General features: G+C 46.4%; 13 protein-coding genes. All 13 read left to right on the top strand.

Going from position 1 to position 12987, the window contains the following annotated elements; all coding sequences use genetic code 11:
* Positions 1–15: 15 nt before the first annotated feature.
* The gene (cobM, locus tag Ami103574_RS09180) at positions 16–771 is read left to right on the top strand and encodes a precorrin-4 C(11)-methyltransferase (protein WP_163066735.1); all 756 of its coding nucleotides are present in this window, start codon (positions 16–18) and stop codon (positions 769–771) included.
* A complete protein-coding gene (gene cobJ, locus Ami103574_RS09175) occupies positions 771–1529 on the top strand; it encodes a precorrin-3B C(17)-methyltransferase (RefSeq protein WP_163066734.1) in 759 nt (252 codons plus the stop codon). The genes cobM and cobJ overlap by 1 nt, the downstream gene beginning before the upstream one ends.
* A complete protein-coding gene (cbiB, locus tag Ami103574_RS09170) occupies positions 1522–2511 on the top strand; it encodes an adenosylcobinamide-phosphate synthase CbiB (RefSeq protein WP_330586987.1) in 990 nt (329 codons plus the stop codon). Before cobJ ends, cbiB begins: the two co-directional genes overlap by 8 nt.
* Positions 2499–3569: a pyridoxal phosphate-dependent aminotransferase gene (locus Ami103574_RS09165; protein WP_163066733.1), complete on the top strand. Its 1071-nt coding sequence runs from the start codon at positions 2499–2501 to the stop codon at positions 3567–3569. The genes cbiB and Ami103574_RS09165 overlap by 13 nt, the downstream gene beginning before the upstream one ends.
* Positions 3570–3644: 75 nt before the next feature.
* Positions 3645–5171 carry a cobyric acid synthase gene (locus tag Ami103574_RS09160; RefSeq protein ID WP_163066732.1) on the top strand — a complete coding sequence of 509 codons (1527 nt, stop codon included), beginning with the start codon at positions 3645–3647 and terminating at the stop codon, positions 5169–5171.
* Position 5172: 1 nt separating this feature from the next.
* Complete coding sequence (locus Ami103574_RS09155; RefSeq protein ID WP_163066731.1) at positions 5173–5814, top strand: precorrin-8X methylmutase; 642 nt, start codon at positions 5173–5175, stop codon at positions 5812–5814.
* Positions 5815–5924: 110 nt separating this feature from the next.
* Entirely contained in the window at positions 5925–6872 is a 948-nt protein-coding gene (locus tag Ami103574_RS09150) for a catalase (protein WP_163066730.1), read from the top strand.
* A 4-nt stretch (positions 6873–6876) separates the two neighbouring features.
* Positions 6877–7062 (top strand): catalase-related domain-containing protein, encoded by a 186-nt coding sequence (locus Ami103574_RS09145; RefSeq protein ID WP_163066729.1) that lies wholly within the window; start codon positions 6877–6879, stop codon positions 7060–7062.
* Positions 7063–7322: 260 nt separating this feature from the next.
* Positions 7323–7946 (top strand): DUF47 domain-containing protein, encoded by a 624-nt coding sequence (locus Ami103574_RS09140; protein WP_163066728.1) that lies wholly within the window; start codon positions 7323–7325, stop codon positions 7944–7946.
* Positions 7939–8934 (top strand): inorganic phosphate transporter, encoded by a 996-nt coding sequence (locus Ami103574_RS09135; RefSeq protein ID WP_163066727.1) that lies wholly within the window; start codon positions 7939–7941, stop codon positions 8932–8934. The genes Ami103574_RS09140 and Ami103574_RS09135 overlap by 8 nt, the downstream gene beginning before the upstream one ends.
* A gap of 11 nt (positions 8935–8945) precedes the next feature.
* Positions 8946–9956: a deoxyguanosinetriphosphate triphosphohydrolase gene (locus Ami103574_RS09130; protein ID WP_163066726.1), complete on the top strand. Its 1011-nt coding sequence runs from the start codon at positions 8946–8948 to the stop codon at positions 9954–9956.
* Positions 9957–10059: 103 nt separating this feature from the next.
* On the top strand, positions 10060–11811 hold the full coding sequence (gene dnaG / locus Ami103574_RS09125) for a DNA primase (protein WP_163066725.1): 1752 nt from the start codon (positions 10060–10062) through the stop codon (positions 11809–11811).
* 24 nt (positions 11812–11835) lie between these two features.
* Positions 11836–12954: an RNA polymerase sigma factor RpoD gene (rpoD, locus tag Ami103574_RS09120; protein WP_246213118.1), complete on the top strand. Its 1119-nt coding sequence runs from the start codon at positions 11836–11838 to the stop codon at positions 12952–12954.
* Positions 12955–12987: the final 33 nt, after the last annotated feature.

Below are 12987 nucleotides of genomic sequence, written 5' to 3'. Positions count from 1 at the left end.
AAGGTATCGTTGAACATGATTAATTTTGTTGGAGCAGGTCCGGGAGCACCTGATTTGATTACCGTTAGAGGACAGAAGCTGCTACAGGAGGCCGATGTCATTATTTATGCCGGTTCCTTGGTCAATCCGGAGCTGTTAAAGCTGGCAAAGCCAGCTTGTCGCATTCATAACAGTGCCAGCATGACGTTGGAGGATGTCATCGCCGTGATGGAAGAGGCGGAAGCGGAAGGTAAAATGACCGTCCGGCTGCATACGGGGGATCCCAGCTTATACGGAGCTATTCGCGAGCAGATGGATTTGCTGGAACCGAAGAATATCTCCTTTAAAGTCACCCCAGGGGTTAGTTCTTTCTGTGGGGTAGCCTCCGCGCTGAATGCTGAATACACGCTTCCTAATGTGTCTCAGTCGGTGATTATTACTAGAATGGAAGGTCGGACGCCGGTTCCTGAAAAAGAAGAGATGTCGCTGATGGCTTCCCATGGAGCCACGATGGCGATCTTCCTCTCTACCGGACTGTTGGAGCCTTTAAAAGAGAAGTTGTTAGCTGGCGGTTATGAAGAAGATACGCCGGCGGCGATTGTCTACAAGGCTACTTGGCCAGAAGAGAAGGTATTCCGGTGCACGGTAGGCAGATTGCCGGAAACCGCAAAAGAAAATAACATTACCAAGACGGCCATGATTGTGGTGGGCGGATTCCTTGGAAGCAGCTATGAGCGCTCGAAATTGTATGATCCGGGCTTTACACATGAATTCAGGGAGGCGTCTAAATAATGAAAAAGATATTTGTTGTAGGATTGGGCCCAGGGGAACTGAGTCAGACTACGGGGAGGGCACTGGATGCCCTTCGGGAAAGTCAGGTCATCGCCGGGTATACGGTCTATGTGGATTTAATCAAGGACCAGTTTGCCGATAAAGAGTTGATTTCAACAGCCATGAAGAAAGAAGCAGATCGGTGTAATCTGGCTGTAGACCAGGCGGTGCTGGGAAAGACGGTGTCCATGGTGTGCAGCGGAGATGCGGGAGTTTACGGCATGGCTGGATTGATGTATGAAATTCTTCATGCCAGAGACTTAGAGCAGGATATAGAAATTGAAGTGATTCCGGGAATTACGGCGGCTTGCAGCGGAGCAGCTGTTTTAGGGGCGCCGCTGATTCACGATTTTACCGTCATTAGTTTGAGCGATTTGTTAACTCCTTGGGAGTTGATTGAAAAACGGCTGGAATGTGCAGCGGTGGGAGATTTCGCCATCTGCCTATATAATCCGTCCAGTGTAAAACGCCATGACTACTTACAAAAGGCCTGTGATATTCTACTGAAGCATCGAGCTGCTGAAAATGTGGCAGGTTATGTGCAGAATATCGGACGAGAAGGTGAAGTTGGCGTGGTTATGGATTTAAAGACTCTGAGAGATACCAAGGTGGATATGTTTACCACCGTGTTCATCGGTAACTCCCAGACCAAGAACTTCCATGGTAAGATGGTAACCCCGAGGGGGTATCGGGAAGTTCAGGAGAAGGTAGATGAATAATGTGGCTCTTGGCGCAATGATAACCGTGCTGCCTCTGTTTCTGGGATTTCTTTTAGATTTACTCATCGGGGATCCTTACAACTGGCCTCATCCCATCCGCCTGATTGGCAAAGCTATTGAAAAGTTGGAACCGGTGTTTCGGCACCTGTTTCCCAAGAGTAAGAGTGGAGAGTTGGGGGCAGGGATGATGATGGCGGTCTGCATCATCGCTTTATCCTTTGCGGTGCCTGTGGTCGTGCTGTGGGTAGCTTATAAACTTCACTTAATTTTAGGCTTGACGGTTGAAACCGTTATGTGTTATCAGATCTTAGCCGTAAAAGCGTTAAAAACGGAAAGCATGAAGGTCTATACAGAACTGGAAAAAGGTGATCTGGAAGGGGCCAGGCAAAAGGTGGCCATGATTGTCGGCAGAGATACAGCCAGCCTGGACCAGGAAGGAATCATTAAGGCTGCGGTGGAGACGGTGGCGGAAAACACGTCGGACGGTACCGTAGCCCCCCTGTTGTTTCTGGCCATTGGAGGAGCCCCCTTGGGCTTTCTATACAAGGCGGTGAATACCCTGGATTCGATGATTGGCTATAAAAACAACAGGTATCTGTACTTTGGCCGGTTTGCGGCTAAGCTGGATGATGTGCTTAACTACATACCCGCTAGACTGTCCGGCCTGTTGATGATTGTCGCTTCCGCTTTCTGCGGATTGGATTTTAAAAATGCCGCCAAAATATATAAGCGGGACAGACAAAATCACGCCAGCCCCAACAGCGCCCACACAGAAGCAGTTTGCGCTGGAGCCCTTAACGTTCAACTAGCGGGAAATGCCTATTATTTCGGCAAACTCTACGAAAAGAAAACAATAGGAGATGACAACCGGCCGATAGACAAGAGAGATATTGTTTTGGCCAACCGGCTGCTCTATGGAACGGCTTGGATTGCTTTAATAATTTGTATGATAGGAATGGTAACAGTAAGATGGCTAATTTAGTACACGGCGGCGACATCTATAGTGCGCAGGAAAAGGGTATAGCAGATATTGTTGATTTCTCGGCCAATATTAACCCGAGGGGACTGCCTCCTCAGGTTAAACAGGCTATCATAGATGGACTGGATTCTTGTGTGAACTATCCAGATCCTCTTTGCCGGGAGCTCATTGCTGGAATTTCGGCCTTTGAAGGACTTGATAAAGACGCGATTCTTTGCGGAAATGGCGCAGCGGATATCATTTTTCGCTTTGTTCTGGCTTGGAAACCAAAAAAGGCTTTAGTGCTGGCACCTACTTTTGCAGAATACGAACAAGCTTTACATACGGTGGGTTGTGAAACAGTCCATTACAGCTTGAAAGAAGAAGAAGACTTTGTGCTGACAGAAAACTATCTAAATGCCTTAGATTCTTCTTATGATGTTATCTTCTTATGCAACCCCAACAACCCGACGGGGCAGTTGATCTCAAAGACATTGCTGGAGAAGATTCTTCAGGTCTGCACCGAAAAGCAGATTATGATGGTACTAGATGAATGTTTTATTGAATTTGTTGAAGACTATGAATCCTGTACCATGAAGGAATACATAAAGACAAACGAAAACTTGATGATTTTAAAGGCTTTCACTAAAAGCTATGCGATGCCGGGATTGAGGCTGGGTTACGGTCTGTCCAGCAACCAGAAGCTGATGAAAGGCATGACCCATATTGGACAGCCTTGGTCGGTATCGATACCGGCCCAGCTGGCAGGAATCCAAGCCTTGAAAGAAAAGGAGTATCTCAATACCTCCTTGAAAGAAATCCGGGAGGAAAAGGCCTTTTTAGTGTCGGAACTTAATGAGTTGCGGATAAAAAATTACCATCCGGCCGCCAACTATATCTTGTTCAATATCAGAGATCATGAGCGATACTGCCTCTCTGACTTTAAAGAGAAGCTTCTGCAACAGGGAATAATCATTCGGGATTGCAGCAACTATGTGGGGTTGGAAGAAGGCTATTACCGAATCGCCGTCAAGTCCCATCAAGCCAATGAACGTCTTATAGCAGCGTTGAAATCCATATGATGCAAAAGCCAGAGAAACAGGCTTTTTACGGGGATTCCCACAGGATGAATCAAATAAAGAAAGATGGAGGTTTTTATGGCAAAGGCGATAATGATTCAAGGAACGATGTCCAATGCGGGCAAGAGTTTACTTGTTGCAGGATTATGTAGAGTGTTTAAACAGGACGGGTATTCTGTGGCTCCTTTTAAGTCTCAGAATATGGCGTTGAACTCTTTTATTACGAAAGAAGGCTTGGAAATGGGCAGGGCACAGGTGGTTCAGGCTGAGGCGGCAGGCATTGAGCCTTCGGTGCTGATGAATCCCATCCTGCTGAAGCCGACGAATGACATGGCCTCTCAGGTCATCGTCAACGGAGAGGTCTATGCCAACATGGATGCAAAGACCTATTATCAGCATAAGCGGGACATGGTTCCTGAGATAAAAAAAGCTTATGACCAGCTGGCTTCTCAGTACGATATTATTGTACTGGAAGGAGCGGGCAGCCCGGCTGAAATTAATTTACAGGAAAATGATATTGTAAACATGTATATGGCCAAGCTGGCCAAGGCCCCGGTGCTTTTGGCGGGAGATATTGACCGGGGCGGAGTCTTTGCTTCGCTGGTAGGTACCATGGCTTTATTCACAGAGGAAGACCGGGCTATGGTAAAAGGCACTATCATCAACAAATTTCGGGGAGATAAGACTATTTTACAGCCGGGACTGGATATGTTGGAAGAACGGATTCACGTGCCTACGGTAGGAGTGGTTCCTTATCTTCACGTAGACATTGACGACGAAGACAGCTTGACAGAAAAGTTTACTCGCAAGAACAAAGTAGCTCTTATCGATATAGCGGTTATCCGTCTGCCTAGAATCTCTAACTTTACAGACTTCAACGTCTTCGAATATTCTGAGGCGGTGAGTCTCCGCTACGTGGATTCGGTAGGGCAGCTGGGGAATCCGGATTTAATTATTATACCAGGGACGAAGAATACCATGGAGGACCTTCTGTGGATGCGGCAGTGTGGGCTGGAAGCGGCCCTTATCAAGTATGGAGCACAAGGAAAGCCAATGTTTGGCATTTGCGGTGGTTTCCAAATGTTGGGCAGAGAACTGAAAGACCCTTACAATGTGGAGCATGGCGGTACCATGAAAGGAATGGGCTTGCTGCCGACGACGACGGTCTTTGAGCGTGAGAAGACCAGGACGCAAATTAAGGCTCATTTTGTCACGGGCGGCAAAGGGTATTTTGCAGCTCTGGACGGGGTGGACGTAGAAGGCTATGAAATCCATATGGGACAGTCTGTAGTAGATGAAGCGGATTTGAATAAGGTCAATGACTTGACTCACATCACGGAAATCTCCTCTGTTAAAGCGAATCAAATGGCTGGACTTTTCCAGGATAACATTTATGGGTCCTACGTTCACGGAATATTTGACAAGGAGAACGTAGTCAAGACCATCGTTTCTGTCCTGCTGAAAAATAAAGGCTTGGATGAATCGGCAGTAGCGGGTTTGGATGTAAAGGCCTACAAGGAAAAGCAGTATGATTTGCTGGCTGACGGCCTGCGGAGCAACATGGACATGGAACGGATATATCAGATATTGCAGGAAGGAGTGTAAGATGAAAATTGAATTACAGAAAGTATTACCGGCAGATATAGAAAAGCGAAGCTTTGAAATGATTACAGAGGAGCTGGGAGAGCGAATCATACCAGAAGAATTGGCGCCTATCGTCAAGCGGGTCATCCATACCTCGGCGGATTTTGACTACTATGAGAATATGAAGTTTTCTCCGGCAGTAGCCAAGCGGATTGCCGAAGCGTTGAGAGCGGGTGCCTGTATTGTTACCGATACCCAAATGGCCAAGGCGGGTATCAACAAGAAGCTTCTGGAAACCTTTGGTGGAGAGGTCTTCTGTTTTATGGCAGATGAAGATGTGGCTAAAGCGGCAAAGGAAAATGGCACGACCAGGGCTACGGCTTCGATTGAGAAGGCGGCCCAGCTGGATCGGCCGGTGATTTTTGCCATCGGCAATGCACCTACGGCACTGGTACGGATTTATGAACTTTTCAGCGAGGGAAAGCTGAATCCGCAGGCGGTAATTGGTGTTCCGGTAGGCTTCGTCAACGTGGTAGAGTCCAAAGAGCTGATTCTTTCTTCAACCATGCCCCACATTGTGGCAGCAGGAAGAAAGGGAGGCAGCAATGTAGCGGCGGCAATCTGCAATGCTATCCTCTACATGATGCGGGACGGACAGCTGTAAAATTCGCAACTAGCATGAAGCATTTTAGCAATTTACTGTGTAAATTGGGATAGGTCCGTATAAACAAAAGAAAGTCTGCTGCATATACTATTACATAGTGGGGTGGTATTGTGACAGACTTTCTCTTATTCAATAAACTGGCTGAAATGAATCGAAACATGACGCCAGAACGGTTATTTCACGAAAAAGGTGTGGGCGCATATGGTGAGTTTTCGCTGTATATGCCGTTTTCAGATTATACAGAAGCCACTTTTTTAAAGGATACAGAGCAGACTACAGAGGTCTTTGTGCGCTTTTCCAGGGCATTGGGCCGAAGGGGTTCTGCGGAAACAGCCAGAGACATTCGTGGCATGTCGGTAAAGTTCTACACAGAAGCGGGCGACTATGACCTGCTGTGCCAGAACATGCCTGTATTCTTTATTAATGAAGCAAAAAAGTTTCCCCGACTGTATGAGGCACTGCGTCCGCGGAACGGATTGTCTCACGACAAGGAAAGCTTTTGGCAGTTTGTGGCGGAGAATCCGGAAGCGCTGCACCTAATCCTATGGCTGTATTCCAACAAGGGAACCATTAAGAGCTACCGACACATGGAGGCCTTCAGCGTACATACTTACAGATGGCGCAATGAAAAAGGTAAGGCTTTTTACGTTCGCTACCACTGGCTCCCGCTAGGTGGAACAAAGAATATTTCTGCCCATGAAGCCGAATTTCTGGCGGGTTACGACCCGGATGCGCTGACTAGCGATTTGTACAGGGCTATCGAGGAAGGTCGGTATCCAGAATACGAGCTGGTGGTGCAGATTATTCCAGAGCATGCAGCCAGAGAATTCCCTTTTGATATTTTTAATAAGACTTTTGTCTGGCCGGAACGGTCCTATCCCCACGTGAAGGTGGGGCGGCTGACTCTGAACAGGCTGCCATCAGATTTTCACCAAGAGGTGGAAATGTGTTATTTCAGCCCGTCCAATCGGGTGCCGGGAATTGAACTCCCGGAAGATGAATTGTTGGCTCTTATGTGCTTCGCCTTAGACGACGAATGGCGGAACAGAAGGAGGTAGGAAGATGGACCTAATCTATCAGCAGGCCAACGACAGCTTGAAGGCCTTTAGTCCGGCGGATCGGGACGCCCTGGTTCACAACTTGGTGGAAAGCCTTATGTTCCTGGATGGCCAGGTACAAGAAAAGATGGTGGACTGCTTAAAGTCGGTGAATCTGGAGCTAGGTACTGCCATTCAGAAGCAGTTGTAGCTTTGGAGCGTGGCAAAAGGATTTGTAAATGAGGTCTCAAGGGCTTGATTTATAATCTAGGAAATATTAATAGAATTCTGATATTTCCTAGATTTCAAAAAGTTCACACAAAAAATACGAGTTTACATGCTTTTTACAGTTATTTAACATTTCCTTAACAGAAACGACACTTTTTGGCGTATAATGAGAACAGAGCGCAATTTGAATATGTTGACGACAAATCTAATCCGAATAATGAAAGAAATGAAAGAGAGGAAACCATGCTTAGCGCAAAGAAAAAAGAGGATATTTTTTATAATTTATTTATAGAATATGCTGAAAAAATCGTCAAGTCTGGAGAAGCCTTCAGCGATCTAGTAAAAAACTATGAGAACGTAGAGGACAAGGTAGCAGCTATTAAAGTTTTAGAGACGGAGTGTGATATGGAAGCCCACAAGATATTGAAGGCGTTAAACGGCTCCTTTGTCACACCTTTTGACCGGGAAGATATCTATTCTGTCACCAGAGAGATGGATGATATTGTAGATACCCTAGAGGAAGTGGCCAACCGATTTTTAGTTTTTGATGTACATGTTGTTCGTCAGGAGGCGGTATACATGGCTGATCTGATTATGCAGAGCATTCGAGAATTAAACATACTCTTTAAACACCTTTCCGAAATGAAGAAGAACCAGATTGTGCGGGAGCAGATTATTGAAGTGAACCGCATTGAAAATGAAGGGGACGTAATCTACAGAAAGGCGCTGTCCAAGTTGTTCCGGGAGGAAAAAGACCCGATTGAGCTGATTAAGTGGAAGCACTTGTTTGAACAGCTGGAAGCCAGCCTGGATTCCTGCGAAAATGTAGCAAATATTCTGGAAGGTGTGGTAATGAAATATGCCTAGTACAATCCTGTTATGGGTATTGGTAGTTGCCCTGTTATTTGAATTTATCAATGGCTTTCACGATACGGCAAACGCCATCGCCACTTCGGTGTACACTAGAGCCCTATCGGCGAAAAACGCTATCATGCTGGCGGCCGTGATGAACTTCTGCGGTGCTTTGGTCAGCGAAAAAGTTGCCTTGACCATCTCTAAGGGGCTGGTTGATGTAGAGTTGGAGCAGTATGTTATTCTTTCTGCTCTGATAGGCGCCATCATCTGGAACCTGATTACCTGGTGGAAGGGCATACCCAGCAGCTCTTCTCATGCGCTGATTGGCGGACTGATTGGTGCTACCATCGTCTATACGATGTCCGTTAAGCACATCGTCTGGTCCGGAGTACTTGAAAAGGTTATTATTCCTCTGTTTACTTCCCCAGTTATCGGCTTTATCTTCGGATTTTTCTTTATGAAGCTGATATTCATCGCTTTTGCTGGCTGGTCTCAAGGAAGGGTGAACAAACTATTTTTAAAGCTGCAAATTCTGTCGGCGGCACTGATTGCCTATTCTCATGGCAACAATGACGCCCAGAAGACTATGGGTATCATGACACTGGCGCTGATGACCGGCGGATTGTTGGACAGCCACAGCGGCATACCTCTATGGATAAAGATTGCCTGTGCCACCACTATGGCGGCGGGAACCTCTCTTGGAGGCTGGAAAATCATGAAAACCATGGGCGGCGGCGTAACAAAGCTACAGCCTGCCAGCGGATTCGCAGCCCAGACGGGAGCGGCTCTGGTCATCGAAGGGATGTCTTTCTTTGGCGCTCCGGTCAGCACGACTCACGTAATCACGACGGCCATTATGGGCGCCGGTAGCGTGAAGAGACTGTCTGCTGTCAAGTGGGCCATTGCAGAAAGTATCGTTACAGCTTGGGTAATCACTCTGCCTATCACCATGTTCTTAGGTGGAATGGCTGCCTTCATTATTGAAAAATTTGTAGCGTAGAGGGTTAAATTATGATTACGAGAGAAGATCTGGAAAAGAAGGAATTTGAATACTTATCGCCTCTAGCCGCTAAGTCGGCAGAATCCAGAGGAAGGGTTATGGAAGAAGAAAAATCTCAAGTCCGCACGGAGTATCAGCGGGATCGGGATCGCATCATTCACTCCAAGTCCTTTCGGCGGCTGATGCACAAGACACAAGTCTTTTTAGCCCCAGAAGGAGATCACTTCCGAACCAGATTGACTCACACCATAGAGGTGTCCCAGATTGCCAGAACCATTGCCAGGGGACTGGCTCTCAATGAAGACCTGACCGAAGCTATCGCTTTAGGACATGACTTAGGGCATACGCCCTTCGGACATAGCGGCGAAACCATCCTCAACAATATTCATCCCGGCGGCTTTCAGCACAATGTGCAGAGTCTGCGGGTGGTGGAAGTGCTGGAAGGGAGCAAAGGAAAGGCTGGCATGAACCTCACTGCCGAAGTGAAGGACGGCATTGTCAATCACACGGGGCCAACAAAGCCTTTTACCTTGGAAGGGCAGATTGTCCGCTTCAGCGACCGTATTGCCTACATCAATCATGATATTGACGATGCCTTGCGAAGCGGGGTCATCAAGATGGAGGATTTGCCCGAGGACTGCCTAGCGGTGCTGGGAAATACCCATCGGCAGCGAATTGATACCCTGGTCATGGATGTGATTGTAAACAGCGACGGGCAGCCAGTCATTGTTATGAGCGACTCCTGTCAGAAGCATATGGATAAGCTGCGGGCTTACATGTTTAAAAATGTCTATCACAATGAAAAGGTGAAAAGACATGAGGATCTACACCGGGTAGAAATTATTATCAATTCTTTGTATGATTACTACTTGGATCATCCGGATCAGTTGCCAAAAGAAAGGCAGGAACTGATCGCAGAGCATGGGATTGCTGAAATTGTCAAAGACCATGTGGCGGGGATGACAGACCGTTATGCCTTAAATCTTTACAATGAAATTTTTATTCCCAAGGGCTGGAAATAGCCAAATAAAAAAAATATAGCAAAAAAATCAAAAATAAAAAAAGGATTTGCTTAAATATGTCGTATATAACCATATGCAGTATCTTTAATGAGCGGTGATAGTATTGAGTGGATCTTTTAACGACAATGTAATAGAAGAAATAAAAAGCAGGTGTAATATAGTTGATGTCATCGGACAAGTCGTTTCCCTTAAACGCATGGGAAGCAACTTTAAAGGGGTTTGTCCCTTTCACAACGAAAAGACGCCTTCTTTTGTTGTCTCTGAACCAAAACAAATCTTTACCTGCTTTGGCTGTGGAGCTACTGGCGACGTCTTCGAGTTTGTCAAGAAATATTATAACTTGGATTTCCCTGGAACCGTGGAGCGGCTGGCCAAGGATTACGGCGTGGAATATGTGAATCATTCTCGAGAAGACGGCAAAAAGGAGCTGTATTATCAGATTAACAAAGAGGCAGCCATTTTCTACTTAAAGGCTTTCTGTCAGACTTCTAACCCCGGATTGACCTACATGCTCAAGCGGGGGATTCAACCGGTGACCTTGAAAAAGTTTGGCATCGGTTATGCTGACGGCCAGTGGGACAGCCTCTATCGGCATTTTATGGACAAGAAGGTAGATGTGAAGCTTTTGCAGGAACTTGGGCTGGTCTCTGAATCAAAAGGGCGGTATTACGACAAGTTCCGAAATCGAGTCATGTTTCCTATCATTAACACGAGAGGAAAGGTTATTGGCTTCGGTGGCCGGGCCATTGACGATGCATCGCCTAAGTACTTAAATTCGCCGGAAAGCCCCGTGTTTTTGAAAAAAAACAACTTATACGGTTTAAATCTCAGCAGACAGGATATAAGTAAAGAGAACTGTGCCATTTTGGTGGAAGGGTACATGGATGTCATTTCTCTTTATCAGAGCGGTATTCGCCATGTTGGTGCGTCCCTGGGTACGGCCTTAACAGAGAGCCAGGCCAAGATGCTTCGGCGATATACGAAGAATGTTATTCTTTCCTACGACGCAGACAGTGCTGGACAAGCAGCGGCCTTAAGGGGGATTGATATTCTGTTTAAAGAGGATTGCCGGCCTAAGGTTCTTCACGTGACGGACGGCAAGGACCCTGATGAATTTGTGAAGAAGCACGGCAAAGAAGCTTTTAAAACATTGGTGGATAATGCCTTAGGCTTTGTGGACTATAAGTTCTCGATGCTCCGGCAGCGGTACAATTTGGATTCCTACGAAGAAAGTGTGGATTTTTTAAAGGAAGCTGCTGCTGTTTTGAGGAGTTTGAGCCCCATTGAAGCCGATGTTTATATAAAAAAGCTGGCTAGTGAAATTAAAATATCAGAAAATGCAATAAGACTAGAAATTAATGGCAATACTACACAGGAAGATCCTCACATTCACCCGTATCGAGAGGAACATCCCCAGGCGGACAGTCTGCCGGAGCTACCTCTGGTGGAAAAGAATCTGCTGAAACTGATGCTCACCGACCGGGAATACTTTCAACGGATTGCGCCTTATGGGTATGCCTTTAAATCCGCTTACGGCCAAAAGATTTTTTCTCTGGCCGGTTCGTTGTACAAGGAAGCCGGAGAATTAGACATGATGAAGCTGCGAGATGGCCTGGAGCCAGAAGAAAGTCGCGGATTGTCGGATATTTTGGACAGCGTACAGCTGGCAGATAAAGAAGAACAGGTTTTGGAGGAATCTTTAAATAAAATTGAGATAGAAAATCTACAGGAAAGGGAAAACTCCTTATTGATGAGACTTTCCATGGCAGATGAAGAAGAAAATCAGGAAACGATACAAGTATTGACAGAGGAATGGATGAATTTACAGCGAGAGAAAATGGAAAGGGGTAAATAAATGAGCTTTGAGGAAGGAAATGCTATGGAAAAGAGGGACTTTGTCCAAGCCCTGGCAGATAAAGCGAAAGCAAAGGGCTCCATATCTTTTAGAGAAGTAGCCGACTATTTGGAGGGGATTGACTTAAACAAGGATCAGATGGATGAAATCTATGATTCACTCACCGCTATGGGGATTGAAATTGTTTCAGAGGTGGATCCGGAAGATTTTGAACTTCTTTCTATTGAACAGGATGAAAATGACGATGTGGAGATTATTCCGGCATCGGAAGACTCCAGCGAGATTGATCTGGAGGCGACCTTGCCAAAAGGCATCGCTGTAGACGATCCGGTACGAATGTATTTAAAAGAAATCGGTAAGGTACCGCTGCTTTCTGCTGATGAGGAAATCGAACTGGCCAAGAAGATGGAACAAGGTGACGAAGAAGCTAAAAAGCGGCTTTGTGAGGCCAATTTGCGGCTGGTAGTCAGCATTGCCAAGCGCTATGTAGGACGAGGCATGCTGTTTCTCGACTTGATTCAGGAGGGTAATCTAGGTCTGATTAAGGCCGTAGATAAGTTTGACTGGAGAAAAGGTTATAAGTTCAGCACCTATGCCACTTGGTGGATTCGTCAGGCTATCACTCGGTCCATTGCCGATCAGGCCAGAACCATCCGTATCCCTGTGCACATGGTGGAGACGATTAACAAGCTGATTCGAATTTCCAGACAGCTTCTTCAGGAATATGGCAGAGAGCCGTCTCCAGAGGAAATTGCCAAGGAGATGGATATTTCCGAGGAAAAGGTTCGAGAAATTTTAAAAATTGCTCAAGAGCCCGTGTCTTTGGAAACTCCTATCGGAGAAGAAGAGGACAGCCATTTAGGAGACTTTATCCCGGATGATGATGTGCCGGCACCGGCAGAGGCTGCCGCCTTCTCCATGTTGAAGGAACAACTGGTGGAAGTGCTGGACACCTTGACCGATCGAGAGCAGAAGGTATTGAAATTGAGATTTGGTCTGGAAGATGGCCGGGCTAGAACCCTGGAGGAGGTAGGCAAGCGTTTTGATGTGACCAGAGAGCGGATTCGGCAGATTGAAGCCAAGGCTCTGAGAAAGCTGCGTCATCCGTCCAGGAGTAAAAAGCTGAAAGATTACCTGGAATAAAGAATCGTGTATATAGAAGAAAAGGCGGGCTGA

The sequence above is a fragment of the Aminipila butyrica genome (assembly GCF_010669305.1).
GTDB lineage: Bacteria > Bacillota > Clostridia > Peptostreptococcales > Anaerovoracaceae > Aminipila > Aminipila butyrica.
This window is presented reverse-complemented; position numbering and strand designations above follow the sequence as displayed.

Excerpts from the sequence above, each read along its gene's own strand:
- Ami103574_RS09160 (WP_163066732.1), top strand. The coding sequence starts at position 3,645 with ATGGCAAAGGCGATAATGATTCAAGGAACGATGTCCAATGCGGGCAAG.
- rpoD (WP_246213118.1), top strand. The coding sequence starts at position 11,836 with ATGGAAAAGAGGGACTTTGTCCAAGCCCTGGCAGATAAAGCGAAAGCA.
- Ami103574_RS09145 (WP_163066729.1), top strand. The coding sequence starts at position 6,877 with ATGGACCTAATCTATCAGCAGGCCAACGACAGCTTGAAGGCCTTTAGT.
- Ami103574_RS09135 (WP_163066727.1), top strand. The coding sequence starts at position 7,939 with ATGCCTAGTACAATCCTGTTATGGGTATTGGTAGTTGCCCTGTTATTT.
- Ami103574_RS09155 (WP_163066731.1), top strand. The coding sequence starts at position 5,173 with ATGAAAATTGAATTACAGAAAGTATTACCGGCAGATATAGAAAAGCGA.
- cobM (WP_163066735.1), top strand. The coding sequence starts at position 16 with ATGATTAATTTTGTTGGAGCAGGTCCGGGAGCACCTGATTTGATTACC.
- cbiB (WP_330586987.1), top strand. The coding sequence starts at position 1,522 with ATGAATAATGTGGCTCTTGGCGCAATGATAACCGTGCTGCCTCTGTTT.
- Ami103574_RS09140 (WP_163066728.1), top strand. The coding sequence starts at position 7,323 with ATGCTTAGCGCAAAGAAAAAAGAGGATATTTTTTATAATTTATTTATA.
- Ami103574_RS09130 (WP_163066726.1), top strand. The coding sequence starts at position 8,946 with ATGATTACGAGAGAAGATCTGGAAAAGAAGGAATTTGAATACTTATCG.
- cobJ (WP_163066734.1), top strand. The coding sequence starts at position 771 with ATGAAAAAGATATTTGTTGTAGGATTGGGCCCAGGGGAACTGAGTCAG.
- Ami103574_RS09165 (WP_163066733.1), top strand. The coding sequence starts at position 2,499 with ATGGCTAATTTAGTACACGGCGGCGACATCTATAGTGCGCAGGAAAAG.